The sequence below is a fragment of the Desulfobacterales bacterium genome (genome assembly GCA_034520365.1).
Lineage (GTDB): Bacteria > Desulfobacterota > Desulfobacteria > Desulfobacterales > Desulfosalsimonadaceae > M55B175.
Genome location: JAXHNP010000002.1, coordinates 502,299 through 525,610, shown reverse-complemented (window position 1 = coordinate 525,610; position 23,312 = coordinate 502,299). Strand labels below are relative to the sequence as shown.

Sequence of the window (23,312 nt, the reverse complement as noted above, 5' to 3'; positions counted from 1 at the left end):
AATTTTTTATCCGCCTGGCAGAAAAGCCCTTTCAGATTAAGTGCCAAGGAGATAAAATGCTGGCAAGCATTGACCCATTCAATAACATCCTCGGAATCATCAGTCCGCAAAGACAACTTCATCAGAATCTAATCCACTGGGAAAAATTTTCCTGATCCGAATTTGCCTTTTCGAAATTACCGTAAAACACCCAAGCATTTCGGCCGCATACATAGCAACAGCATGGGAAACGATATTGGCTTTGGATTCCAAACTCAAGCCGGATAATCTGATTAGAATAACCCCGTGTGAAACCAGTCGCTGACGAAAAATTAATTCTCCAAAATCTTTATCTGAAGTGATTAAAGCAGCTTTTTTGCTGTTAGCAGAACTTAGTACCTCATCATCCGATATGGAGGGAGACGTTTCAGCCACATACCACACAGTATGTCCGTCACCCCTCAGGCGATCAACAATCTGCCTGTCAATATTCTCATCCAGAAAAAGATTCACGCAGTAGCCTCTTCAACAGGATATATCACATCGGCCCTTAAAGCATCAGCTGCAAAAGCGCAGGCTGCCTGAATCGCTTCTTTTGTTAACCTGGGATGTTCCTTCAGAATCTGATCAATTGATTCTCCTGCAGCGATTTTTTCCAAAATTAATTCAACAGTAATGCGAGTTCCTCTGACAACAGGTTTGCCCATCATTATTTTGGAATCTGAAATAATCCAGTTATTCATGACATACTCCTACTTGATCATTTATGTAACCAGCATCAGATGGAAAGTCGAAAAAGCTTTCCTGCGCCGTAAAGCTCTCTTCAATCCTGGTGTGGTTTACTTAATATTTTTCTTTAAAATTAGAATATAATAATTGTTAAGTCAAGAAGATAGCAGCCAACGGGCTGTAGGAAGAGGGCAGGGCTGCACCATCGGGCAAAAAAAAGCAGCATGTCAGCCGGACGGGCCAGGTGCGGCCGACCCGGGTGTGCAAAGGGGCCACTTTGTGGGCCAACTGCATCGTTGTCTGCGGGGTTACCATCGGCCGGTTTGCCATGGTGAGGGCGGGTGCCGTGGTCAACCTGGATGTGGCGGATCATGAGCTGGTGGCGGGCAATCCATGCCGGCGGATGGGGTGGGTGTGTGAATGCGGGGGATTATTAAAAACCATTGACCAGTTGCAAAGCCTCTTTGATTGCCTCTGGAATGGTTGGTTTTTGGTTAACAGTCGCGACATTATCCGGTGTATGTTTATGATGCGGGAAACTTTCAATGCCTGGATGATGGGGTGTATTATCATACCGAAAAATCATTTGATTGTTTTCATCCTGGAAGTGATAGCGATAGCCCAAATGTGTAACTCTGTTTTCATTATCGGCAACAACTGCTTCGTTAAACTCCAACAGCTCATTGTTTTGAAACCGAATCCGGATCCTAAGATTGATGCGGATCGAAGTAAGGATTTCCTCCTCATACCGCTCAATATATACACCTTTTAAATTCCGGAGGGCTTTTTCGATTTCTTCAAGATAAATCGAAAGACGATCATGCAACTTTGTTTACTTTCGCTTCCAGGTCGCGTCTCAAGGCGATAAAATGCTGGTAAGCATTGGCCCATTCAATAACATCCTCGGAATCATCAGTCCGCCCCTTGCAATACTGATTATAAAACTCCTCAGAAGTCATATTATACCGGTCTTCATAGCGCATAAGTCGCTTTGTTACTGTGATTAAGGCATCTATTGGGGTGTGTTTAATGGTATTTTTTGTCATGAGTCGTTCTTGAGTTATAAGTTCAGATTATATTTAGATTAAAGCATGTAAATTCTTAAGTCAACCGACCATGTGCAAAAACTGCTTAAGCTTGTGTGACCGGCGGGGTTTTAGAAGAGGGGATAGGCAGTCCGGTAGCAGTGGATCAGCTCCCGGGCATCTTCAATGCCAGCCCGACACTGCCAGCCGATGCTTTGCATCTGGGCATCTGTTGTCGGATTCCAGCAGGCAGACATTAAGTTCCGGGCGCAGCGTCTTTAAGTGATAGGCGGTGGACAGGCCGGTGTAGCCGCCGCCGATGATGGTGACATCTGCGGTGCGGCTGCCAGGTTTCATATCAAAGAGTCTTGATTTTCGGAATTGAGTTTTTCTTTTAAATAGGAAAACCTTTGGGAAATATAATAGTTACGCATGTCGGGCTCCAGGATGGAGCCGAGAGTGACTTTAAAGTCCTTGTCCCTGAATCGGTTCAGCCGGGACCTGAACCTGCGCAATGAAGCGGCGTCCAGGGAGGGTAAATTGACACCGCGGCGCAGAATAAATTCAATGTCAAAGCAGTCCCGGATTTCTCCGCGGTCCAAAAAGGCCTCGACCTTGTTTTTCATGCTTTGCTCAAGGGTATGCGCCCTTACCGCAACCTGGCGGGTGCTGAACCTGGAGAAGGCGATTTTTTCCTGAACATCAAAGGTTCTTTCTCCCCTCCGGATTTCGATTTTCAGGCGCCGGGGATAAGAAGGGGTTCTGAGTTCAAATATCAGGGTATAATGCTTTACCTGTGAATCGGTTATTTCATAATTTTCTTCAAGCGCTTTTCGTACTTCGGAAAAAAAGCGGTCTTCAGAAACGGGTTTAATGAACCAGAAATCCAGGTCTACTGAGTAGCGCCCGAGTTCATGGCAGAGCCTGAGCATGGTGCCGCCGCCAAAAACCAGCGGCTCAAGGAGCCGGCGGCGGCGGAGTTTGTCTAAAACCTCGATTTCAAAAATTTCATGCTGCTGCAGGATATCCATGCTTTTTTAGCAACCTTCTGGTTTTTGATGGAAACCGTTTGCTCATGGCGGCGATTTGATCGGGGTCAAGCCTGTCAGGGTTGACAGCGGAAAGGTCCAGGGAATAGCGGCCGTAAGACATCAGGTAGAAAGCGTCCAGAACCGCCTTTTCCGGAGAGGCGATGAAAAAGCCGTTTTCTCTGTCAAACCCGAAATACAATTCTTCATTTATCCGGGTATAGGTAAAGATCATCTGATCAATTCTGATTTCCTTTGTTCGGGTCACGGCTATGGATTCAACAAAGTCTCTCTGCACCTGGGTGGTTATTTCATAGTAATCCAGTGCTGTCAGTAAAGATATATATGACGGGACCTGCCCCATGTTAGCGATTAAAAACCTTTCCTTGCTTCCGGCTTTTTCCCAGGTTTCCCGAAGGACATAGAGGTTTCTTTTTATCCGGATCAAAAGCCCCTGCCTGACATACCGGCTTGCGGCCACCCTGGCAGAAGCAGACGAAATACCCAGCGCCCCGGCCAGTTCCTCGTAGCCGAAATATAGTTTTTGGATATTGCAAAGTTCTTTCAGTTTCATAAAATACAGTAAATTAATTTTTTTGTTAATTTAATGTATTTTATGAAAGGTGTCAATGAATAAAAAGGAATTTTGCAGAGTAAAAGACCGGGTCTGGGGCAATAATGCGCTTATGAAGATTTGCCGGCGTGGTTCCGAATCTGGTCTGAAAAATCGTCCCATTTTTTTACTTTTTCTTCAAAACGATTCAAGTCCTTCCAGCCTGGCGGCTTGATTGAGCCTTTGGTCAAAGCAGGCAAAGAAAAAGTTCAGGGGGAATTTTTGATTTTTTTCAAGTTCCGCAGGCAGTAAAATTTCCAGGGGATCTTCAAGCTCAAGCCTTCGGGGTGCTGCCTTGATCGTCCGGCAGCGGATCAAAAAATGTCTCATGCATCCTGATTTTGCCCTTTCCGGTGCCTGGTTGGCGATCCTGGTCCATGTGGTTTATGGGAATCAGTTTTGCAACGGGTCGGCCATAGCGCGCAATAACGACTTCTTTTCCCTCTGCAATCAGGCGGGAGAGCTGGGTTTTGGCTTTATGAATATTGATCTTTATTTTTTGTTTGCTCCATGCTGAAACTCCAGTTTGCTCAGTACATGGTGGAAATAATCCCTGGACCAGACATCCAGATCCCGGGGATCGGGTATAAAGGCGGCAACATCGGCTCTGGCGGCTTCAAAATCTACAGATTCAATGCGGCGTAAGATCATGCCCGCACATTCTTCAGAAGAAAGCGAGGCTGAATCAGTATAAACCCCGCGCTGCCGAAGCCTGGCCTCAAGGTGGGGAAGCAGGAGCGGAACTTTTCTGCGCACGAGAAAGGCAAAGTCATACCAGTCCCTGCCTTTGACCCGGCTTTGCCATCCGCGGTGCAAAATCGCGTCTATCTTTCCGGCCAGCAGGGCAGGGCCGGAATATGCCCGCAGGGAAAAGGGCACAGGGTCGTCAATATATCTGACCTCAAACTCTGCATCGGGCGGAGGATCAATATCAATTTCTAGCTTAACCTTGCAAATAGCGTTTTTATGAATTTTTTGAGCAAGGGCTTCAGGTGCTCCCGCCCTGATGGCGTGAATCCGGGGTTTGGAACTTCAAACAACTGGACGCAGACTTCACGCATCACGGTTCCTTTCCAGAAATTTTGCAAAGGTGTATAAGGTCACCGCATGGTAGCATGCGGAAAAATTGCTTAATACATTTTTGTCCAACCTGGCGAACTCATCCGGGTCCAGGCGCAGATCTTCGAAAAGAACGTCCTTTATCCCCTGTATGGAGCGTATTGCCGATATTCGATACAATTCATCGCAAAGCGCTTTTTCCGGGCCGGCCATGAGGAAACGATTGTGTGGTTCTCCCATAAGCCGTATTCCGATAGGGTATGCAGCGGCCGGAACATCCTGGTAAAAAAATGATCCCACAGGCGTATCATATCTTTTTTTGCGGCCCTTGTTAAAGGTGGCAGAAGTGAGGTGGGTTGCGTGCTCCGGTATCAGACCGTACCATCTGAGGGCATAAGCAAAAGATACATAAGAAGGGCCGTAAATGCGGTTGGCCGCCTTGCCCTTAACAAAAACATCGCGTGCGCTTTGTGCGCGAATATATAAGCCCCTTTTAAGACGGTAAAGTCCGCCCTGGCGAACAAGGCGGGCTATCCTTGCCCTGGGATTGGCATACTCTGAAAAATAGCTCTGAAGCCACAGGGAATCTGGAATGTCAACCAGGTGTTTTTGCATATTTCCTCCAACAAATACACTTAATGTATACTTGCTGGAGAAAATATGCAAGGGAAAATATTGACTGGTGGCGGGCAATCCATGCCGGCGGATCGGGTGGGTGTGCGAGTGCGGGGGACGGCTGGATGAGGGTTTTATGTGCGGTGAGTGCGGGATGTTTTACGAAGAGTTACGGACGTAACCAGTTTTCTACCCTTAGATTTTGAGTTCTGGCAAATTCCTTTTCATTGTTGGTAACAAGGGTTAGGTCCCGGGAGAGGGCGTGGGCGGCGATAAGAAAATCAAGCGGACCGATGGGTTTTCCCTGTTTTTCCGGGCAGGCACGGATGGTGCCGTATGCTTTTGCAACATCTCCATTATAAGGCAGGATTTCAAACGGCAGCAAAAATTCATCCAAACGGGCTTGATTTTTGGCGGGGCTGCTGCTTTTTGCCACTCCATACTGAAGTTCGGAGGCCGTAATCGCGGAAACTGCAATATCACCAGGGTGAAACTGTTTGCATTTATCGATAATTTCGCGCGGACGCTGATTCATTATGTAAATACAGATATTGGTATCAATCAAATAATTCATCCAGTTGTTCCCGGCTTTGTTCCTGTTCCGGCTGATTGCGACAGGTCATGAAAGGTTCTTCATATTTCATTAGGTTTTTTTCCCATCTGTCCCATATGGAGCCTTTTGTTTGGGGAATTAGGAGAACCCCTTCAGGCACTTTTTTTATATAAACCTCAGTACCTTCAAACCTGTAGGCTTTAGGCAGCCGGACAGCCTGACTCCGGCCATTTACAAAAATTTTGGCGGTATCCATATTGCCTCCTGCCGGAATTGTTAGTGGCGGTTAATATTTTTGTTCGGGCAGCATTTAAGTGTTTTCAAGGTTTATATTAATATATATCATTTGGTATAAATGTCAAGGCGGGAATTCCGGGGACATTTATGATATTAATTATTTTTATCTCTTTCGCTTTTGGTTTTTGTGCCGGTTTTTTTGTTTGTAACATTGCCACGGGGTGCCGCAGTACAAAACAGCAGATCATTTTGAAAAGGACCAGGGATTAACAGTCTCCAGCCCCGGGATGCCGGCAAAGTCCTTGATGTTGCGCGTGGCAAGTGTCAAGCCGCCGGTCCGGGCAATTGCGGCGATCTGCGCATCCTCCACGCTTATCGGGCTGCCCAGGCGGTTTCGTTCGGCCACGATCAGGGCATAGTCTTTGGCAGCTTCACAATCAAACGGCAGGCACCTGCCGGAAAAATCTTCCTGAAACATCTGCTCCGCGATTTCAAACAGCTGTCGCCTTCGTTTTCCGTTGGGCAAAAGAGCAAGTCCCAGCTGGATTTCAGCCACTGTTATCGCGCTTATCCATACATCCGAGGCGGGCAGGGAATCGAGCCAGGCAATGACACGCGGCTCGGGCGCGGGTCTCATGGCTTCTGACACGACATTGGTATCAAGCAGTATCATTTACGTCATCGCGGTTGCTGCCCGGCAGGTTTCGGGGGGTATGACGCGGCATTTCCGGCAGCTCCACGCCTCCGGCAATTGAAAATCGATTGGATATGAGCGTGCCGATGCCGGTATCACTTTTTTTTCGGAGAAGAAAATGTTTAAGAATCTGCCTGGCTTCTTCTTCCATGGATCTGCCGTTTTCAGCAGCGCTGATGCGCAGGCTGACCTTTAAGGACTCATCGATATTGCGCAGGGTTATACTTGCCATAACCTAGTCCTCCTGATTAAAAATATGCACATAAGATATGCTTGCATAATATGCATTGCAATCACACGGGTCAATGAAAAAATCCGAGGGCGGTTGTAAGGGCGGTTGCAAGGGCTGTTGCAAGGGCTCGATAAGCTTGGATTTCTGTGTTATTATGATAATATTGAACATGTTTCTGATTAATACCAAGTGGCGGATGCGCTGTCGCTTATCCGCCCTACAATTGTTCCTCCATCCGCGGTCCTGTTAACGGACATAGAGTCGGCACGGTGGCCGACTCTACGACGCATGTCGCCGTAGAAGGGCAGGCCACCGTGCCTGCCTAAAAAAAGACATAACAAATTTACCGCGGAGGGCGGTTGTAAGGGCTGGATAATCATGGATTTCTGTGTTATTATAATAATATTGAAAATGTTTCTGATCAGTTATGTTGACCGGTGGGATGGCATCCAATGGATTTAAGAATTATCGACCTTTTCGAAAAAATGAAAGCAAAGAATTTTTTCTGGAGTTATTCCAGAGACATTTCTCCGGACGATATCGATTCGGAGATTCTTGTGGAAACCGTGCTCAAGTACGGGGATGTGGCGGACATAAAAGTGCTTTTTGGCTGTTATGATAACATTTACTTAAAAGAGGTCTGGATCAAGCGCCTGGTATTTGATGACCGGTTTAAAAAATTGAATTTCTACCTGGCCAAAATTTTTTTTGATATTGATCTTGAGCGGCTTAAGCAGGAAAGAAAAGCGGATGACAGGGGAAATAAACTTAGAATGCTTGCTTCCCGGGACGCGGCAGGTCCTTAAAAAGCTTTCAACAGAGACTGATTTTTTATCGGATTACGTGCTGGCAGGCGGCTCTGCTCTCTCCGTCCGGCTGTGTCATCGCTTCAGTGAGGATTTGGATTTTTTCACATATGCGGATCATTTTGATAAAAGGGATATTCTTGAATTTTGCCGGGGCAAGAACCATGAGATTATAAATGATGACCGCAATCAGCTGGACTTGATTTTTGAGGGCGTTAAAATCACATTTTTCAACGCAAAGTGGGATTTTATCACACCGGAAAACCTGTCCGGACTAAATATTGCGTCATTGGAGCAGCTTGCGGGCATGAAAGTGCATACGCTTTTTTTACGAGCAACCTACAGGGATTATTATGATCTTTATGTTTTGTCATTAAAACTGAGTCTGAGCGAACTTTACCAAAATGCCCGGATGTTTCTGGAAGGATTGAATTATAAACTTTTTTCCATGGCCTTAATATATGTGGACGATATCGCCGATGATGATATATCCCACCTGAAGCCGGCACACAGTATATCCAAGCAGCAGATCAGTGACCATTTTATTTACAGGTTAAAAGAATAGCCAGGATAGGGGCACCCATTAAACTCATTTTGTGCTTCCGCAGGCAGTTGACTTATTTCATTAATGATCTTGTTGTAGTGCCGAGCCGAAGGGGTATGTCAGTAATGATAGCGCAGTTGAACGATGAGAAGTGCATCTTTTAAGGGTTTGTAGACGTAGCGGTGCTCCTCGTTAATGCGGCGTGACCAGTAACCGGCCATGGCGTGTTTTAATGGTTCCGGCTTTCCGATGCCTGAAAATGGGTCACTTTGGGTGGCTTTGATCAGCTTATTGATCCTTTTAAGGGTTTGTTTGTCGTTTTTTTGCCAATACAGGTAATCTTGCCAGGCATTTTCAGAAAAGATCAGCTTCACTCAATAAGATCTCTTTCTGTGCCATGCCCCCGTTCGAGTTCAGCAATAGCTTCAAAAAGCCGTCTTGCATTCTCCGGCGAGCGTAAAAGATACGCCGTTTCCTGCAGAGCCTCGTAATCTTCGAGCGACATCATCACCACCGAGCTATTGTTTTTACGGGTGATGATAACCGGGGAATGATCTTCACAGACCTGCGCCATTGTTTTGGCCAGGGACTGTCGGGCATTTGAATAAGAAATGGCTTTCATGGCCGGTTTCCTTTTGGTTGTTTTTACGTACAATTAAATGTACAGCTCTGTTGACAGGCAGTCAAGCGCTTTATTTGTATGGGGACCTTAAACACCAGCCTTACGATTTATTGCCTGCATGCCATACACACCGGCTCCAGTTGGCTGTCAAAGTGGATATGGGAAAGGGGTTTGTGGCAGCGGCTGCAGGGCGGAAAGTCGAGATTGCGGGTGACCGGGTTGTAGGTCAGGAAAAATTGGCGGCGCTGTTTGCCGATGGAAAGGCGGCAGGCGATTTTTTTGGCCGGTGTGCGGATCTGCATGAGCGCGGCGGGCTGCAGGCGCACTTTGATGCTGTATTTTTTAAAAAGATCCTGTTTTTTGCTTTCCAGTTCGGCGGGGATGGCCTCGATTTTGGCCTGCCGGTCCTTTTGGGCGGCCTCGGAAAGCCCGGGTTTTTCCAGGTTTTTTTGCATCTCTTGTTCGAGGCTGCGAAAATATTCCTCAAGGTTTTCAATATCGCGCTGAAACCGCCGGTTCATGCTTTGGCGGAAGGGGGCGAGCCGGTCTTGGAGTAACTGCCGGGCGGTTTGTTCCACGTGTCCGGCCAGGGCGGCCACTTTTTGCACCGCCCCTGCATCCGGAGAGGTAAAAACCGTGCGGCATCCGGCGGCAAAAAACGCTTCGGCCATATCCCGCACAAGGGCGCCGGTATTTGTTTTGAATGCCAGGTGCAGCAAGCCTTCTTTCTGTTCGTCGCTCTGGGCCGTGTACCGGCAGGCGGCAAGCAGGTATTCTTCGGTGACGTCGGCAATGGTTTCGATGGCGGCGGCTGCACCGTAAAATGTCAACTGTTCTTCTATCAGGCGGGAAAATCCGCCGTTTTTGATATAGTCAAATTCCAGGCGGCAGCCGGTGAGGGGAATGGTTTCGAAGGCCTTGCCGATCATCCGCTCTAAAACAGGCGCGCCGTACGTGACGGTATAGTCTCCGCTGCCTTCTTCGGCGTTTTCCGTGTCTTCGGAAAGCCGAATGAGCTCGGGCGCATCGAGCAGGGTCTGCAAGTTTTCCGGAATCAGCGCCTCTATGGCGGCATCGTTTTTTTCCACGGCCGCACCGTGCAGCTGCAAAAACCGCCGGGCAAAATCCAGGGGTTCGGTTTCGGTGCCAGGTTTAGTATCAGGCTTCATAGTTTTCCCCAAAGAGTTTTTCATCCAGGGATTTTGTCTTTTCATACCCGGTTTTGTATCGCTTGATGCGGGAGCCGAGTTTGTCGAACGCGGCTTTTCTGTCTTCTTCGGAGGCCTCGCTGATCCAGATGTCATAGACCATATCCGTGAAATCCTGGTCGCCGCGCATGCGGCCCATGATCATGTCGATTTCGCCGACCACCATTTCAAACATGTTGATCTTGCGGTCCAGGATATCCAGGATGTAATCTTCCAGGGTGCCGGCGGCGCAAAGGTTGTAGATCAGCACCTCCCGGGTCTGGCCGATGCGGTGGATGCGGCCGATGCGCTGTTCAATGCGCATGGGGTTCCACGGCAGGTCGTAATTGATCATCCGGCGGCAGAATTGGAGATTTCGGCCTTCGCCGCCGAGTTCCGTGGTGAGCAGCACCTTGTTTTCGTTTCTGAATTTTTCGATTTCCCGGTCTTTCCGGGCGTTGGGCATCTGGCCGTGAAACAGGCTGTGGCCGATATTGTGCCAGGAAAAGACATCCGACAGATGGTCCAGGGTGGCGCGGTATTTAACAAAGACGATGATTTTTTCATCCGCTGATTCGATCAGTTGCAGCACCATTTTGTTTTTGCCCGTATCGCCCATGGACCGGGTCAGGTTGCGGATGGCAGGGATTTCATCGGTCTGCCATTCTGAAAGCTCTTTTTTGCCGGCCAGGTCGGACAATGTTTTTTCCACGGCCGCCGGCGATGAGCCGGCTTCGGCCAGCAGGTGCTGCAATGTCATGCGCCGCCGGCTGCCGTTGGCGGCATTGATATCCCGGACCAGTTCCGTGATGCGCGCGTAGAGCTCGGTTTCCGCAGCCGCCGGTTCCGTGCGGGCGGTTTCGGCAAACCGGGGCGGGATCTGGATATTGGCCACGGCCCGGGTGTTGCGGATCATGACCTGGTCGAGAAGGCCTTTCAAGCGGGTCCGGTTTCTCGGGTCCGTGGCATCGCCTTTGGTCATGAACTCCGATTTGAACTCGGATTCGGTTTTGAGCTGGCCGGGCTTGAGCAGCGTGATCAGGTTGTAGAGCTCCATGAGGTTGTTTTCCACCGGGGTGGCCGTTAGCATGAGCAGGAAGCGTTTTTTCAGGGAATTTAGGAGTTTCCAGTTCAGGGTGGTTTTGTTTTTAAAATGATGGGCCTCGTCTGCGATGACCATGTCCCAGTCGCGTTCGGCAACCGTGGCGAAATTTTTTTTGGATTTGGCGATATTGATTGAGGCCACAATATACGGCTGCTGCCGGAAGGCATCGCCTGCACTTCGGAAATCCGGATCGTCTGTGGAGACAAAGTCCAGGCCGAACTTGGAACGGAGTTCTTCCTGCCACTGGCTGACAAGCGGGGTAGGGGTGAGGATCAGGGCGTTTCGGATCATTTTGCGCATGATATATTCCTTTAATACCATGCAGGCCTCTATGGTCTTGCCCATGCCGACTTCGTCGGCCAGAAGCGCCCGGCCCCGGAATGTTTTCAAAACCTTGCGCGCGGTTTCTTCCTGATAGGTTAGGGAGTCAATCCCTTCTATGGTATTGAGGCACAGCAGGTGATCAAAGGTTTCCTTGAACCGGAGCTGTATGGCTTCCATGACCAGATCATAGTGCTGTCTGGAGGCCGGGGTGGCTTTGGCGAATGATTGGGAAATGCCGTCTTCCCCGATTTCCAGAGTGATGGGGACTTCAGGCGGCTCTTGTTTTTTGGCTGCAGTGGCGGTGTTTGCCGGCGCATTGGGTTTTTCCGGTATGCCTGCCGCTGCTTCGGAAGGATTTGTTGCTTTGTCTGGTGCGGCTGTTTTTTCCTTGGGGCGGCTGCTTTTGCCCTTTGCAAAAGTGTTGGCGGAAGCGGCTGCCTTGGTCTGCTGTTTGTGAGGCGCTGGTGGTGATTGCTGCCGGGACGGCTCCTGTTTCCTTTCAAATTCAAGCCTTGCGTTGCAAAAGGCAAGCGTGTCCTTCAACTCTTTCATGAATCTTTTGCGTTGGTCGACTTTCAGAGTGGCCTGTCTGGCATGAAGGTATTCGAGGATTTCCTTTGCCTTTGAAAGTTCCTCAAAAAACGTCAAGTGGTGACACAGCCACAAGAGCCCTTCATTGTAGGCGGGGATGTTTTCAAGCAGATTTCTCTCATAAAGCTGCAGAAAACCCTCTCTGATCAGATTTTCTTTCTGGAGGGTTTGCCCCAGCCGGACCAGTTCCACAAGCGCGCTCTGGTTGTCAGGATCACGCTTGATAGCCTTTTTCAAAAAGCTTTCGGCCTTTTCGTAATTGCCCAGATCGATGTAATAAAGGGCGCCTTCAAAATAGAATTCCCCTTTTTCTTTTTTTGCCTGGTGGGATGACTGCTGGCGGTAGGTTTTTTGTTTCTGTTTTCTTTTTTTATTGCGGTTTTTCTGTGAAGCGGGTTTGGCCATGGATATCTTAAGAATGTTTTGGTTTGCAGTTGTCAGTCGCGAAAGACTGGTGTCTCAATGACATTAACTTAAGATTGAAAATTGGCTCGGTTGTCATTTCGAGCGTCAGCGAGAAATCTTATAATTGCATGATTTTTAGAGATTTCTCGTCACTATCGTTCCTCGAAATGACAGCGGCCGAAGGCTAAAGTTAACGAAATTGACTGGTCTCTGACATCTGTAGGCCGGGATTCTATCCGGCAGAAAGATCTATCGCTTATTTTTTTATCTTAACCTATGCAAACCAGAGTTTTGTGTCAAGGATTTCAGGCAGGCCCGGTGGCCTGCTCTACGAAGGACATGCCGGCAGTTTGTAGAAGGCTCGGCCCCCCGCGCCGACCGCCCGGGCTTAGGATGCTATCTTCCCGGGACCTGGCATAACTGCGGCTTACCAATAAATATCTACATCATATAATTTAAACTTTGAATCATCGGTGATGATTCCCATGGACTCAAGCTGTGCCTGGGCAATCAGCATCCGGTCAAAAGGGTCCTTGTGATATAAGGGCAGCTGACCCGCCAAAATTGCCTGTTCGTTTTCTATGGGCATTATTTCTATTTGATTTTTTGCAAGCTCGGTTGGTATTAAAAATTCTAATGGTTCATCAAGTTCGAGCCTTCCAATCGCATATTTAATCGACATTTCCCAGGAGCTTGCCGTGCTCCAATAAAGAAGGTTTTTGCGGCTTCGGACGACGTCGGCAGCTTTTGGAGAAAGGCGTTTGTCAGCAGTCAGCCACCATATGAGCACATGGGTATCGAGTAAATACAAGAATCAGTCTGCCTTACGTGTAAAATTCATCCAGCATATCATCCGGCAACGGATCAAAAAAATTGTCCCGCATCCGGATTTTGCCTTTGGCACTGCCCGGTTTGCGATCCTGTTTCGCCTGTTTTATGGGGACCAGCTTGGCTACAGGCTGTCCATAGCGGGCAATAATTACTTCCCGCTTCTCAGCAATCAACCGGGAAAGCTGAGTTTTGGCGGTGTGGATATTGATTTTTTCCATGGCACTATCCTTGTTTTCTAAATAGGTATTAGCCGGTCATTTTTAAACTAAACTTAGTTCAAAACTTATATAAAGTCAAGGGTCGAGGCCATTAATCACGGCTAATTTGTTCTGGCGAACAACCCCATAACCATGGGGTTGTTCGCATGTAAGGTCGGCACGGTGGCCGACCCTACAAAATGTCGGCATTGTCGCGTAGGGCGGGCCACCGTGCCCGCCTTAAAAAAGACAGAACAAATTTACCGTGGCCATTAATCTCAGCTGTTGACAAAGTTAATAAACTTCGAATGGGTGCTTCCCGGGATATCGGCATGACAAAGGAATGGGGCAATTGGTTACGTTCTGCGGCATGGGGTTTTAATATTGAGGTGGATGAGAAAACATTGCGTTTACTTGATGGTTTTGTCAAAGAGCTTCTAAATGCCAATCAAACCACAAACCTTACCGCCATTACCGATCCGGAAGAAATTGCTGAAAGCTTGATACTGGATTCCATTATCCCCGGAAAATATCTGTTCGATAAAAAACAAATACTTGATCTGGGCACAGGGGCCGGTTTTCCGGGAATTCCCTTAAAAATTGTTTTTCAGGAATTGAATTTGACCCTGATTGATGCCAGGCGCAAGAAAGTCAATTTTTTAAAATATGTGATCCGGCAGCTGGGGCTTGAGGACATTTCTGCCCGGCAGATTCGGGCCGAGGAACTGGCCGGGGAAGGGGGGCGGTTTGACGCGGTTATTACAAGGGCGGTAGCCGATTTGGCGCATTTAATCCAACTGGCTTTTCCGCTGCTTAAAAAAGATGGGGTTCTTGTTGCCATGAAGGGCAGCAACTATCAGGCGGAGATTGATGCGCTGTTGGCGGATGCTTCTGTGAGTATCAGCAAAGAAAAATATCCGGCCGATAAATTAAAAATTGATATTGAAACCTATCGCCTGCCGGTTTCGAAAATTAATCGATCGATTATTTTTGTTCGGTTTTGATATTTGACGACTTCGCAATACAGGTTATACAGGCACGGTGAATTTGTTCTGGCGAGAAACCCCATAACCATAGGGTTTCTCGCATGTGAGGTCGGCACGGTGGCCGACCCTACTTGAGGCTTGACATCATGCCTCATAGAAGGGCGGGCCACCGTGCCCGCCTGAAAAATAGATAGAACAAATTTACCGTGGTTATACAGGTTATTTCATTGACAAGTTTCAAACTTACCGATATTCTGATTATAAATTAATGAACTTACCCGATGCGAGCTTTCCATGATCAGTGAACCGCCATCCATGCAAAAAACAAATATTTCTGCCATCACGGCCCGGCTGTTCCGCCTGATTTTAAAAATGCCGCCTGAGGAACGCCGAGAGTTACTGGAAGACCTTGAATCCCGCCAGGACGCGAAAAAGCGGCAATACCCCCGCAAAGATTATTTCATGGATGTTCAATATGTTATTAATGAACGTTTATATGACGGGTATATTAAAAACATCAGTCCGGCCGGGATTTTCATAGAAACCGCCCATGAGGATACAAAAACCATTCAAAGCGGTGATCCAGTCATTCTGACCTTTGAACATCCGGATTCCAAAAACCCGTTAAAAATCACAGGCGATGTGGTTCGGGTTGAAGAAGGCGGCATCGGGGTCAATTTTCATCAACTGTTGACCACTTTTTTAAATGGGTAAACTTATCCCTACTTCTATCCCCTGGGGTGATATTTTGCGTGCATTTTTTTTAAGTGATCGCGGGCGACATGTGTATAGATCTGCGTGGTTGAAATATCCACGTGGCCGAGCATCATCTGAACAGCCCGCAGATCCGCACCGCCTTCAAGCAAATGGCTGGCAAACGAATGGCGAAGAGAATGCGGGGTGATATCCTTTTGGATGCCCCCCTGAGCCCCGTAGCGCTTTAAAAGTTTCCAGAAACCCTGGCGGGTCATGGGCCTGCCGGCCCGGGCCACAAAAAGATAGGGGCTTAAGTGTTCTTTCACCAGCGCCGGCCGGCCGAGATCGATGTAGGTCTGGATTTTTTCCCTGGCATACCCGCCGATTGGCACGATTCTTTCTTTTGCGCCTTTCCCAAAAACGCGGACAAATCCCGCCTCCAGATTGATTTCGGTCATTTTGACCTTGATCAGCTCACTTACCCGAAGGCCTGCCGCATATAAAAGTTCCAGCATGGCCGCATCCCGCATCCCCTTGGCGGTTTTGGTATCCGGGACGTCAAGCAGCTTTTTAATCTCTTCAAACGACAATACATCCGGCAGGCGAACGCCGAATTTGGGCAGTTCCACCAGCCGGGCCGGATCTTTTTTAATCACCTTTTCCTGCACGGCAAACCGGTAAAACCCCCTTAATGTGACCAGATGGCGGGCCCGGGAGCGAATGCCCAGGCCCTTGTCCCTTAGATTTAAAAGGTATTTCAGGATAACTGTCGTATCGGTTTCCGAGATATTTGAAATTTTGTTTGCCCGCAAAAACCGCGCATAGCGTGAAAGATCCCGGGCATAGGCATCAATGGTGCCGGTCGACAGCCCTTTTTCCACAACCAGGTAATTAAGGTATTGATCAACCAGCAGATTGAGTGCGGCCATCAGGAAATCATATCCATTCGGATTTCAAGCTCATTAAAGACTTCTGCGCCGTCCGGTTTGACCACCACCATGTTTTCCAGCCGAACCCCGCCCCTGTCCGGCAGATAGATGCCCGGCTCCACGGTAAACACCATGTTTTCGGAAAGCGTTTTTTCCCGTTTCGCAAACGGGCTGAGCGAAGGGCCTTCATGCACGGCAAGGCCCACGCCGTGCCCCAGGCCGTGGCCGAAATAATCTTTATACCCCTTTTCTTTGATGTGATTTCTGGCGATGGCATCGATTTCCCGGGTAGTCATGCCGGGTTTTATGGCCTCAATGGCCTTCTGCTGGGCGTCATAGACAATGGTAAATATTTCCTTAAACTCTTTATCCGGCTTGCCCAGAAAAACCGTGCGGCTCATGTCGCTGCAGTAGCCATTTAATTTGGCGCCCCAGTCAAAAAGAAGCGGCTCTTTTTTATGAAAGGGCCGCTTCATAGGAATGGCGTGGGGCAGGGCGGAGTTCGGTCCGGAGGCGGCAATCACCGGGAAAGATATGTCCTGGGCGCCGGCTTCGCGCATCTTTTTTTCAAGCGCCCAGGCGGCATCAATTTCAAATAGACCGGATTTAATCGTTTGAATAAACTCTTTGAAAGCAGATTCCGCAAGCAGCACGGATTGCTGAATGGCGCCGATTTCTGCTTCATCCTTTATCAGACGGAGCGATTCCACCATTTCGGCAAACGGGACCAGTTCTACGGCAAGACCGTATTCATCGAGTTCTTTTTTGATCTTTGTATAAACTTCATAGGACATCCGGCGGCTCTCAAAACCCAGGCGTCCGGTTTTTAGGGATTCGAGCAGGTTCGGCAGTTCCTTGGCCAGGCCTTTTTGATAGACCACCACCTCATAGCCCGGGCATTCCTGTTTGGCCTGGGTTTCAAACCGGGAATCCGTGGCCAGCAGCCGCGCATCCGGGGTGATCAGGAGGGCGCCGGCGGATTCGTCAAACTGGGCGTCTTCTCCGGTGAATCCGCTTAAATAGCGCCGGTTCTCTTCAATTAATACGAGAAACGTATCGGTATTTTCATCCTGCATTTTTTTCCGCAGATCAGCCACGCGGTTTTCGATGGTGCCCATTTATGCTCCTGTCAGTGCTTTACATATAAAAAAAAACATGATACCGGAAAGTTATAAAATATTTTACTTTATCAACCCGGCATAAAGGATTCAAGCATTGAAATACAGCAACAAGGATATCATTCGATCCGGTGAACGCAAGCTGATTCGATTTATTGGCAAACATCTGGACTGGACCCCGGTCCGGCAGGCAATCCGCGAGCATTATGAGATAGATGCCGGCGGCGATCTGGAACACCAGTCCGGCAATATTGTGGTGCACCGCGGGGATATCGCCTACAAGCTTGATTTTGATCTTAAAGTCAATTTTTCGGTGCTGCTGGATCGAAACGGCGAGGCCGTGGCTGTCCAATCCCCGCAAACAGGCGATGAAGATACTGCTGAACCGCCTGAGCCGGGTTCGCAGCCGCCTGAAAACGCCCGCAAAGCGTCTGAAATTGCGGAGATGCTGTCGGAAATCAATAAGTCATGAACAGCCGGGGCATGCCTTTCAATTGACTAATGCCGGGAAGTAACCGGGCTGTCATTTCGAGCGCCAGCGAGAAATCTTAAGATTCCTCGTCGCTTGTGCTCCTCGGAATGACCGAATGAATGATTGAATTAAGATCGCATGCCTTGCCTGACTTTAATAAATTTAATCATAAAGAAGGGGATAGACGATTGGCGAAAAAGGCCTTAATTACCGGCATTACCGGTCAGGACGGGGCTTACCTGGCTGAATTTTTATTGGACAAAGGCTACTCTGAGGTCCATGGCATCAAGCGCCGGGCCTCCCTGTTTAATACCCAGCGGGTGGATCATCTGTATCAGGACCCGCATGAGCAGGATCTTAAATTTATACTCCATTACGGCGATTTAACAGATGCCTCCAATCTGATCCGGATTGTCCAGGATGTGCAGCCGGATGAAATTTATAACCTGGCCGCTCAGAGCCATGTCCAGGTTTCATTTCAATCCCCGGAATACACCGGCAATGCGGACGGACTCGGCACCCTGCGCCTGCTGGAGGCGATCCGCATACTGGGGCTTGAGAAAAAGATCCGCTTTTATCAGGCATCCACTTCAGAGCTTTACGGCAAGGTGCGGGAGACGCCGCAGACCGAGGAGACGCCGTTTTATCCCCGGTCCCCGTATGGCTGCGCCAAGCTCTATTCCTTCTGGTGCACGGTTAACTACCGGGAGGCCTATGATATGTTCGCCTGCAACGGGATTTTGTTCAACCATGAATCGCCGATCCGCGGGGAGACATTTGTCACCCGGAAAATAACCCGGGCGGCGGCCCGAATCGCCCTGGGCCTGGAATCCCACCTCTACCTGGGCAATTTAAACGCCCGCCGGGACTGGGGGCATGCAAAGGATTTTGTCCGCGCCCAGTGGCTGATTCTACAGCAGGATGAGCCGGAGGATTTTGTGATTGCCACCGGAAAGCAGCATTCGGTGCGCGAATGCTGCGAAAAATCGTTCCGCAATATCGGTGTCTTTCTGCGCTGGGAAGGCGAGGGGACGAGTGAGAAGGGTATTATCGATGATATTTCCCCGTCTGCCCCTGTCACCGCCCTTCCCATCAAGCATGGATTGGACAAGTTAACCCCGGGACAGACGGTGGTTTCAGTGGATCACCGCTATTTCCGGCCAACCGAGGTGGAAACGCTTCTGGGCGATCCATCCAAGGCAAGAAAAAAACTTGGCTGGGAACCTGAAATTTCTTTTGACGCGATGATTGCCGAGATGGTCGAACATGACCTAATGGAAGCGGCCAGAGAGTCGGTGTGCCAGCGCAACGGGTTTCCGATACCCTCAAGCCTTGAGGCATTGATGTAGAATTATGGATAAAAACGCGAAAATATATGTAGCCGGCCATAACGGTCTGGCCGGCTCTGCCCTGGTCCGAAAGCTTACCGCACGTGGCTTTAAAAACATTATCACCCGTTCACATGCGGAACTTGATCTCACCCGTCAGGAAGCGGTGGAATCCTTTTTTGCAAAAGAAAAGCCCGAATATGTCATTCTGGCAGCCGCCAAAGTGGGCGGGATTGTGGCCAATAATACCTATCCGGCGGAATTTATTCGCGACAACCTGGCCATACAGACCAACGTCATCCACTCGGCCTGGGAAAATCATGTTAAGCGATTAATTTTTCTGGGTTCATCCTGCATATATCCCCGCGACTGCCCGCAGCCCATGAAGGAGGCCCATCTTTTGACCGGGCCGCTGGAGCCCACCAACGAACCCTATGCCATTGCCAAAATTGCCGGCATTAAAATGTGCCAGTCCTATAACCGGCAGTACGGCACCCGGTTTTTTGCCGTCATGCCCACCAACCTTTACGGGCCGAATGACAATTTTGACCTGGAAACCAGCCACGTGCTGCCCGCGCTCCTGCGAAAGTTTCATGAAGCCGGAAAAAACAATGCGCCTTACGTGACGGTCTGGGGCACCGGCAGTCCCCGGCGGGAATTTCTGCATGTGGAGGATTTTGCGGATGCCTGCATCCATATATTTAACCTGGACGGACAAACCTTTGATTCGCTGATCCAGGCCTATGATACGCCGCTGGTCAATATCGGCTGCGGCAAGGATACCACCATCAAGGCGCTTGCCGAGATGATCCGGGATATAACCGGGTTTTCCGGAGAGATGAGGTTTGATACTTCCCGCCCGGATGGCACGCCTCAGAAACTCCTTGATGTCTCCCGGCTGAATGAGCTGGGCTGGTCCTATTCCGTATCTTTAAAAGAGGGGATTCAGCAGACGTATCAGTGGTGCCTTGAAAATTCCGTATTCTGATATCCCGTAAAAAAGGAGCGCCGGGTGCATGTATGACAGCCGATGATAACCATGAGCTTCTGGATGGCACGGTTGTAATTTATATTCCGTGGTATCAGTTTGTCATCCGGATGGGGCTTGGCGCGCTCACCGCTTTTTATTTCTATTTTTTACCCCGCCCGCCGCTGGCTTTAAATAATACGGTGATAGCCATATTATTCGCCGTGTTCTTCGCATTCCATATCCTTTGGTGGCAGTATTTTAAAAAAAGGGGCATAGGCATAATCGGCGTGCGCGCGGCCAACTGGATCGATCTGCTGGGTGCCGGCACCGTGGTTATCCTTGACCCGTTTGCCATTCCGCCCACCCTGGTTTTGATTGTTATTGCCGTTATCGGAAACGGGATTCAGCACGGGCATAAAAATTTTATCGTTGTTTCCGGCAACGCCCTTTTGGTCGGCATTGTGGCTGTTCCCACGCATTATTACCTGATCGGGCATTGGCCGTCTTATCCGTTTTATTTCTTCTGCATTTTTCTGCTGGTCTGCCTGCACTATACCTATTTTCTGGTTCGGGGTATCGAACGAATAAAAGCGCAGGCCGAGGAACATGCCCGAAAAGATGAGTTAACCGGGCTCTTAAACCGCCGCGCATTTTTATCCGCTGCCGGCTATCTGCTTTCGCTTTACCAGCGCACCCGGCTGCCGCTGGTTTTTGTTTTTGTCGATCTGGACGGGTTTAAGGCGGTCAATGACGAGCTGGGCCATGCCATGGGCGACCGGGTGCTTCAGCAGTTTGCATGGCTGATAAAGCAAAACTTTCGGAAAACGGATATTACGGCGCGAATTGGCGGTGATGAGTTTGTATTTCTTTTGACCAACAGTTTCAAAGAGGACGCTGATGCTGTAATGAAGCGGTTGAATAAAGAGTTTATCGAGTGGGCTGAAAGCCATTCAATCCGCGCGGGAATGAGCTGGGGGATTGAAGCCCTTGAAGGAAAAGCTGAAGCGCCGGAACTTGAAGATATTATGCGTCAGGCGGACGCCGCCCTTTATGCCGCCAAGGGCCGGCGGGGGAGGTGAGGGAAGTAGTTTAAGGTTCAGGGTTTAGGGTTCACGGTTTAGGGTTAAAAAAATCAGTGCCTTTGGCTTTGCATATGCCCTTAAAAATGGCCGTTTCCTTTAAGTCCCCCTTTGTAAAGGGGGATTTAGGGGGATTTTTTATTATGGCCCAATATAAATCCCCCCAATCCCCCCTTTTTCAAAGGGGGGGGTGAGTTGATGGCCTTTTTCAAAGGGGGGCTGAGATTTTATCCCTCCTGCTCGGCCTTGGCCGCTTCGATGACTTTCTGCTGCAGCTGGGCCGGCACTTCATCATAGTGGGAGAATTTCATGGTAAAAATGCCGCGGCCGCCGGTCATGGAGCGGAGATCCGGGGCATAGCTCAGCACCTCGGACATGGGCACATTCGCCCGGACCACCTGGTTCTTGCCTTTACCTTCCATGCCGAGCACCCGGCCGCGCCGGCCGTTTAAGTCGCCCATGACATCGCCCATAAAATCTTCCGGCGTGGTGACCTCCACTTCCATGATCGGCTCCAGCAGCGTGGGCTCCGCCTGCTCTGCCGCCTTTTTATAAGCCAGCGAACCGGCGATTTTAAATGCCATCTCCGATGAGTCCACCGAGTGATAGGAGCCGTCATAAAGGATGGCTTTAAAGTCAATGCAGGGGTAACCGGCCAGGACCCCCTTTTGGGCGGCCTCATAAATCCCTTTTTCCACGGCCGGAATATAGGTTTTGGGAATCACCCCGCCCACGATTTTATCCTCAAATTCAAATCCTGAGCCTTTGGGCAGGGGTTCAAACTGCACCCAGCAGTCCCCGTACTGGCCGTGGCCGCCGGATTGTTTCTTGTGTTTGCCCTGGACGGCGACGGTTTTTTTGATGGTTTCCTTATAGGGAACCTTGGGAACGGTGAGTGTAACCTCCACGCCGTATTTGCGTTTGAGCCGCTCCACAACCGTCTCAATATGGACCTGGCCCATGCCCTTTAACACCGTTTCCCGGGTTTCATCGTTTCGCTCCAGGGTCAGGGCCGAGTCCTCTTCCATGAGCTTGGAAAGGGAACTGAAAATCTTGTCTTCATCCCCCTGGCTCTTCGGCACTACCGCATAAGAGACCACGCCGGCCAGGGGCTTTGCGGATTTGAATTGGATTTTTTTGTTCGGGTCGCAAAGCGTATCCCCGGTTTTGGTTTCTTTCAGCTTGGCCACCGCCACGATATCTCCGGGGCCGGCCTCGCTGATCTGTTTCTGTTCCTTGCCCACCAACCGAAGGAGCTGGCTGTAGCGCTCCTTGGCGTCGCGGGTGGGGTTGTAAAATGTGCCGTCGCCGCCCAGGCTTCCGGAAACCACCTTGAACACGGTGAGCCGTCCGGAATAGGGGTCGGCAATGGTTTTAAAGACCAGCGCGGAAAAAGGCTCGGACGGATCGGGGTTTCGGGTGATTTCATTCTCGGTGCCCGGTTCGTATCCGGTCTTTGGGCCTCTGTCAATTGCCGAGGGCATGGCCTGTACAAACAGGTCATACAGGGGGTCCACGGCAATCTGCTTGACCGCGGCCCCGCATACCACCGGCGCGAAGGTGCGGTTGAGTATGCCTTTGCGAAGCGCATTGTAGAGGTCATCCTGGGATAATTCCTCGCCTTCCAGGTATTTTTCCACCAGCTCGTCATCTGCTTCGGCAATGTTTTCAACCATTGCTTCCCGCTCGCTTTCAGCAGCCTCCTGCATGTCCGAAGGGATATCGCCGGTTTGCGGCTTGCCGTCGGCAAATGTAATGGCTTTCATGCTAAGCAGATCCACCACGCCTTTAAATTCTTCCTCCTTGCCGATGGGCAGGTGAAGGAGAATCGGTTTGGGCTCGAAAATATTTTTGGCATCTTCAAAGGCTTTGTAGAAATCGGCGCGTTCGCGGTCCACCTTATTAATATAGATCATCACCGGCAGGTTGAATTCCTCGGCAAACTCCCATGCCTGTTCGGACTGCACTTTGACGCCGTTAATGGCATCTATGACGAGAAGCGCCGCATCCGCCGCCTGCATGCACATCCGGGTGTCAGAGAAGAAGTTCTGATCCCCCGGGGTATCCAGCAGGGTGACCTGTGTCTTTTTCCATTCAAACTGATGGAACGCGGTGCTGATGCTGGAGCGCCGTTTCAGCTCCTCAGGTTCAAAATCCATGACTGAATTGCCTTCATCGACGCTTCCCAGTCGTTTGGTCACCCCGGCGTTATGTAGAAGGACTTCAGCCAGGGTTGTCTTGCCGCTGCCGCCGTGCCCGATAAGGGCAATGTTTCTCAGATTTTCAGCCATATCTGCCATTAAACTCCTCTCTCGTAAAATATTTTCAAATCCGGAAAATGATAACCCAATTTAAGGT

General features: G+C 49.6%; 31 protein-coding genes. 9 read left to right on the top strand and 22 right to left on the bottom strand.

The annotated features are described in order from the left end of the window. Positions 1-99: 99 nt before the first annotated feature. Entirely contained in the window at positions 100-492 is a 393-nt protein-coding gene (locus U5L07_02635; GenBank protein MDZ7830628.1) for a DUF5615 family PIN-like protein, read from the bottom strand. Further along, entirely contained in the window at positions 489-722 is a 234-nt protein-coding gene (locus U5L07_02630) for a DUF433 domain-containing protein (GenBank protein MDZ7830627.1), read from the bottom strand. The genes U5L07_02635 and U5L07_02630 overlap by 4 nt, the downstream gene beginning before the upstream one ends. Positions 723-952: 230 nt before the next feature. On the opposite strand from U5L07_02630, the gene U5L07_02625 reads away from it, so the two are divergent. After that, complete coding sequence (locus tag U5L07_02625; GenBank protein ID MDZ7830626.1) at positions 953-1,480, top strand: hypothetical protein; 528 nt, start codon at positions 953-955, stop codon at positions 1,478-1,480. A gap of 46 nt (positions 1,481-1,526) precedes the next feature. Here the strand turns inward: U5L07_02625 and U5L07_02620 are convergent, their stop codons facing one another. The 11 genes from U5L07_02620 to U5L07_02570 form a co-directional block, all read right to left on the bottom strand. Next, positions 1,527-1,754 carry a hypothetical protein gene (locus U5L07_02620; protein MDZ7830625.1) on the bottom strand — a complete coding sequence of 76 codons (228 nt, stop codon included), beginning with the start codon at positions 1,752-1,754 and terminating at the stop codon, positions 1,527-1,529. A 162-nt stretch (positions 1,755-1,916) separates the two neighbouring features. After that, entirely contained in the window at positions 1,917-2,090 is a 174-nt protein-coding gene (locus tag U5L07_02615) for an FAD-dependent oxidoreductase (GenBank protein ID MDZ7830624.1), read from the bottom strand. Then, positions 2,087-2,764, bottom strand: coding sequence for a nucleotidyl transferase AbiEii/AbiGii toxin family protein (locus tag U5L07_02610; GenBank protein ID MDZ7830623.1), 678 nt, complete (start codon positions 2,762-2,764; stop codon positions 2,087-2,089). The genes U5L07_02615 and U5L07_02610 overlap by 4 nt, the downstream gene beginning before the upstream one ends. After that, positions 2,742-3,335 carry a hypothetical protein gene (locus U5L07_02605; GenBank protein ID MDZ7830622.1) on the bottom strand — a complete coding sequence of 198 codons (594 nt, stop codon included), beginning with the start codon at positions 3,333-3,335 and terminating at the stop codon, positions 2,742-2,744. Before U5L07_02605 ends, U5L07_02610 begins: the two co-directional genes overlap by 23 nt. Before the next feature lie 177 nt (positions 3,336-3,512). Then, positions 3,513-3,704: a hypothetical protein gene (locus U5L07_02600; protein ID MDZ7830621.1), complete on the bottom strand. Its 192-nt coding sequence runs from the start codon at positions 3,702-3,704 to the stop codon at positions 3,513-3,515. 162 nt (positions 3,705-3,866) lie between these two features. Continuing rightward, positions 3,867-4,331 (bottom strand): nucleotidyl transferase AbiEii/AbiGii toxin family protein, encoded by a 465-nt coding sequence (locus U5L07_02595; GenBank protein ID MDZ7830620.1) that lies wholly within the window; start codon positions 4,329-4,331, stop codon positions 3,867-3,869. A 96-nt stretch (positions 4,332-4,427) separates the two neighbouring features. Next, positions 4,428-5,126 (bottom strand): hypothetical protein, encoded by a 699-nt coding sequence (locus U5L07_02590; GenBank protein ID MDZ7830619.1) that lies wholly within the window; start codon positions 5,124-5,126, stop codon positions 4,428-4,430. Between the two features lie 91 nt (positions 5,127-5,217). Then, positions 5,218-5,622: a type II toxin-antitoxin system VapC family toxin gene (locus U5L07_02585; GenBank protein ID MDZ7830618.1), complete on the bottom strand. Its 405-nt coding sequence runs from the start codon at positions 5,620-5,622 to the stop codon at positions 5,218-5,220. Beyond that, on the bottom strand, positions 5,606-5,857 hold the full coding sequence (gene vapB / locus U5L07_02580) for a type II toxin-antitoxin system VapB family antitoxin (GenBank protein ID MDZ7830617.1): 252 nt from the start codon (positions 5,855-5,857) through the stop codon (positions 5,606-5,608). The genes U5L07_02585 and vapB overlap by 17 nt, the downstream gene beginning before the upstream one ends. Positions 5,858-6,082: 225 nt before the next feature. Beyond that, positions 6,083-6,511: a type II toxin-antitoxin system VapC family toxin gene (locus U5L07_02575; GenBank protein MDZ7830616.1), complete on the bottom strand. Its 429-nt coding sequence runs from the start codon at positions 6,509-6,511 to the stop codon at positions 6,083-6,085. Then, positions 6,498-6,764, bottom strand: coding sequence for a plasmid stabilization protein (locus U5L07_02570; protein ID MDZ7830615.1), 267 nt, complete (start codon positions 6,762-6,764; stop codon positions 6,498-6,500). Before U5L07_02570 ends, U5L07_02575 begins: the two co-directional genes overlap by 14 nt. A gap of 452 nt (positions 6,765-7,216) precedes the next feature. Between U5L07_02570 and U5L07_02565 the strand changes: the two genes are divergently transcribed. Further along, a complete protein-coding gene (locus tag U5L07_02565) occupies positions 7,217-7,570 on the top strand; it encodes a hypothetical protein (GenBank protein MDZ7830614.1) in 354 nt (117 codons plus the stop codon). Then, complete coding sequence (locus U5L07_02560; protein ID MDZ7830613.1) at positions 7,515-8,135, top strand: nucleotidyl transferase AbiEii/AbiGii toxin family protein; 621 nt, start codon at positions 7,515-7,517, stop codon at positions 8,133-8,135. Before U5L07_02565 ends, U5L07_02560 begins: the two co-directional genes overlap by 56 nt. A gap of 98 nt (positions 8,136-8,233) precedes the next feature. Here the strand turns inward: U5L07_02560 and U5L07_02555 are convergent, their stop codons facing one another. From U5L07_02555 to U5L07_02530, 6 genes are all read right to left on the bottom strand, one after another. Further along, entirely contained in the window at positions 8,234-8,488 is a 255-nt protein-coding gene (locus U5L07_02555; protein MDZ7830612.1) for a Txe/YoeB family addiction module toxin, read from the bottom strand. Continuing rightward, positions 8,485-8,736, bottom strand: coding sequence for a YoeB-YefM toxin-antitoxin system antitoxin YefM (yefM, locus tag U5L07_02550; protein ID MDZ7830611.1), 252 nt, complete (start codon positions 8,734-8,736; stop codon positions 8,485-8,487). The genes U5L07_02555 and yefM overlap by 4 nt, the downstream gene beginning before the upstream one ends. Positions 8,737-8,843: 107 nt before the next feature. After that, positions 8,844-9,905, bottom strand: coding sequence for a hypothetical protein (locus tag U5L07_02545; GenBank protein MDZ7830610.1), 1,062 nt, complete (start codon positions 9,903-9,905; stop codon positions 8,844-8,846). Further along, positions 9,895-12,348, bottom strand: coding sequence for an SNF2-related protein (locus tag U5L07_02540; protein MDZ7830609.1), 2,454 nt, complete (start codon positions 12,346-12,348; stop codon positions 9,895-9,897). Before U5L07_02540 ends, U5L07_02545 begins: the two co-directional genes overlap by 11 nt. Before the next feature lie 427 nt (positions 12,349-12,775). Further along, positions 12,776-13,159 (bottom strand): type II toxin-antitoxin system VapC family toxin, encoded by a 384-nt coding sequence (locus U5L07_02535; GenBank protein ID MDZ7830608.1) that lies wholly within the window; start codon positions 13,157-13,159, stop codon positions 12,776-12,778. 13 nt (positions 13,160-13,172) lie between these two features. After that, a complete protein-coding gene (locus tag U5L07_02530) occupies positions 13,173-13,397 on the bottom strand; it encodes a type II toxin-antitoxin system Phd/YefM family antitoxin (protein MDZ7830607.1) in 225 nt (74 codons plus the stop codon). A gap of 383 nt (positions 13,398-13,780) precedes the next feature. On the opposite strand from U5L07_02530, the gene rsmG reads away from it, so the two are divergent. Together rsmG and U5L07_02520 are read left to right on the top strand one after the other, a co-directional pair. After that, positions 13,781-14,380 carry a 16S rRNA (guanine(527)-N(7))-methyltransferase RsmG gene (gene rsmG, locus U5L07_02525; protein ID MDZ7830606.1) on the top strand — a complete coding sequence of 200 codons (600 nt, stop codon included), beginning with the start codon at positions 13,781-13,783 and terminating at the stop codon, positions 14,378-14,380. Between the two features lie 276 nt (positions 14,381-14,656). Then, on the top strand, positions 14,657-15,076 hold the full coding sequence (locus tag U5L07_02520) for a PilZ domain-containing protein (GenBank protein ID MDZ7830605.1): 420 nt from the start codon (positions 14,657-14,659) through the stop codon (positions 15,074-15,076). A 14-nt stretch (positions 15,077-15,090) separates the two neighbouring features. Here the strand turns inward: U5L07_02520 and xerD are convergent, their stop codons facing one another. Both xerD and U5L07_02510 read right to left on the bottom strand, forming a co-directional pair. Then, positions 15,091-15,987, bottom strand: coding sequence for a site-specific tyrosine recombinase XerD (gene xerD, locus U5L07_02515; GenBank protein ID MDZ7830604.1), 897 nt, complete (start codon positions 15,985-15,987; stop codon positions 15,091-15,093). Next, positions 15,987-17,105 carry a Xaa-Pro peptidase family protein gene (locus tag U5L07_02510; protein ID MDZ7830603.1) on the bottom strand — a complete coding sequence of 373 codons (1,119 nt, stop codon included), beginning with the start codon at positions 17,103-17,105 and terminating at the stop codon, positions 15,987-15,989. Before U5L07_02510 ends, xerD begins: the two co-directional genes overlap by 1 nt. A 97-nt stretch (positions 17,106-17,202) precedes the next feature. Here U5L07_02510 and U5L07_02505 point away from each other — a divergent pair, with 97 nt between their 5' ends. From U5L07_02505 to U5L07_02490, 4 genes are all read left to right on the top strand, one after another. Beyond that, positions 17,203-17,577 carry a hypothetical protein gene (locus tag U5L07_02505; GenBank protein ID MDZ7830602.1) on the top strand — a complete coding sequence of 125 codons (375 nt, stop codon included), beginning with the start codon at positions 17,203-17,205 and terminating at the stop codon, positions 17,575-17,577. Between the two features lie 188 nt (positions 17,578-17,765). After that, a complete protein-coding gene (gene gmd, locus U5L07_02500; GenBank protein MDZ7830601.1) occupies positions 17,766-18,926 on the top strand; it encodes a GDP-mannose 4,6-dehydratase in 1,161 nt (386 codons plus the stop codon). Between the two features lie 4 nt (positions 18,927-18,930). Next, positions 18,931-19,893 carry a GDP-L-fucose synthase gene (locus U5L07_02495; GenBank protein MDZ7830600.1) on the top strand — a complete coding sequence of 321 codons (963 nt, stop codon included), beginning with the start codon at positions 18,931-18,933 and terminating at the stop codon, positions 19,891-19,893. Positions 19,894-19,925: 32 nt separating this feature from the next. Next, the gene (locus U5L07_02490) at positions 19,926-20,954 is read left to right on the top strand and encodes a GGDEF domain-containing protein (protein MDZ7830599.1); all 1,029 of its coding nucleotides are present in this window, start codon (positions 19,926-19,928) and stop codon (positions 20,952-20,954) included. A 227-nt stretch (positions 20,955-21,181) separates the two neighbouring features. Here the strand turns inward: U5L07_02490 and fusA are convergent, their stop codons facing one another. Beyond that, positions 21,182-23,254, bottom strand: a complete 2,073-nt coding sequence (fusA, locus tag U5L07_02485; protein ID MDZ7830598.1) for an elongation factor G — start codon at positions 23,252-23,254, stop codon at positions 21,182-21,184. Positions 23,255-23,312: the final 58 nt, after the last annotated feature.

What these genes read in the sequence shown, in the direction of transcription:
- U5L07_02630 (MDZ7830627.1), bottom strand. Translation starts at nt 722, where the DNA reads ATGAATAACTGGATTATTTCAGATTCCAAAATAATGATGGGCAAACCT.
- U5L07_02620 (MDZ7830625.1), bottom strand. Translation starts at nt 1,754, where the DNA reads ATGACAAAAAATACCATTAAACACACCCCAATAGATGCCTTAATCACA.
- U5L07_02615 (MDZ7830624.1), bottom strand. Translation starts at nt 2,090, where the DNA reads ATGAAACCTGGCAGCCGCACCGCAGATGTCACCATCATCGGCGGCGGC.
- U5L07_02610 (MDZ7830623.1), bottom strand. Translation starts at nt 2,764, where the DNA reads ATGGATATCCTGCAGCAGCATGAAATTTTTGAAATCGAGGTTTTAGAC.
- U5L07_02605 (MDZ7830622.1), bottom strand. Translation starts at nt 3,335, where the DNA reads ATGAAACTGAAAGAACTTTGCAATATCCAAAAACTATATTTCGGCTAC.
- U5L07_02600 (MDZ7830621.1), bottom strand. Translation starts at nt 3,704, where the DNA reads ATGAGACATTTTTTGATCCGCTGCCGGACGATCAAGGCAGCACCCCGA.
- U5L07_02585 (MDZ7830618.1), bottom strand. Translation starts at nt 5,622, where the DNA reads ATGAATTATTTGATTGATACCAATATCTGTATTTACATAATGAATCAG.
- vapB (MDZ7830617.1), bottom strand. Translation starts at nt 5,857, where the DNA reads ATGGATACCGCCAAAATTTTTGTAAATGGCCGGAGTCAGGCTGTCCGG.
- U5L07_02575 (MDZ7830616.1), bottom strand. Translation starts at nt 6,511, where the DNA reads ATGATACTGCTTGATACCAATGTCGTGTCAGAAGCCATGAGACCCGCG.
- U5L07_02570 (MDZ7830615.1), bottom strand. Translation starts at nt 6,764, where the DNA reads ATGGCAAGTATAACCCTGCGCAATATCGATGAGTCCTTAAAGGTCAGC.
- U5L07_02565 (MDZ7830614.1), top strand. Translation starts at nt 7,217, where the DNA reads ATGGATTTAAGAATTATCGACCTTTTCGAAAAAATGAAAGCAAAGAAT.
- U5L07_02560 (MDZ7830613.1), top strand. Translation starts at nt 7,515, where the DNA reads ATGACAGGGGAAATAAACTTAGAATGCTTGCTTCCCGGGACGCGGCAG.
- yefM (MDZ7830611.1), bottom strand. Translation starts at nt 8,736, where the DNA reads ATGAAAGCCATTTCTTATTCAAATGCCCGACAGTCCCTGGCCAAAACA.
- U5L07_02545 (MDZ7830610.1), bottom strand. Translation starts at nt 9,905, where the DNA reads ATGAAGCCTGATACTAAACCTGGCACCGAAACCGAACCCCTGGATTTT.
- U5L07_02540 (MDZ7830609.1), bottom strand. Translation starts at nt 12,348, where the DNA reads ATGGCCAAACCCGCTTCACAGAAAAACCGCAATAAAAAAAGAAAACAG.
- U5L07_02530 (MDZ7830607.1), bottom strand. Translation starts at nt 13,397, where the DNA reads ATGGAAAAAATCAATATCCACACCGCCAAAACTCAGCTTTCCCGGTTG.
- U5L07_02520 (MDZ7830605.1), top strand. Translation starts at nt 14,657, where the DNA reads ATGATCAGTGAACCGCCATCCATGCAAAAAACAAATATTTCTGCCATC.
- xerD (MDZ7830604.1), bottom strand. Translation starts at nt 15,987, where the DNA reads ATGGCCGCACTCAATCTGCTGGTTGATCAATACCTTAATTACCTGGTT.
- U5L07_02510 (MDZ7830603.1), bottom strand. Translation starts at nt 17,105, where the DNA reads ATGGGCACCATCGAAAACCGCGTGGCTGATCTGCGGAAAAAAATGCAG.
- U5L07_02495 (MDZ7830600.1), top strand. Translation starts at nt 18,931, where the DNA reads ATGGATAAAAACGCGAAAATATATGTAGCCGGCCATAACGGTCTGGCC.
- U5L07_02490 (MDZ7830599.1), top strand. Translation starts at nt 19,926, where the DNA reads ATGACAGCCGATGATAACCATGAGCTTCTGGATGGCACGGTTGTAATT.
- fusA (MDZ7830598.1), bottom strand. Translation starts at nt 23,254, where the DNA reads ATGGCAGATATGGCTGAAAATCTGAGAAACATTGCCCTTATCGGGCAC.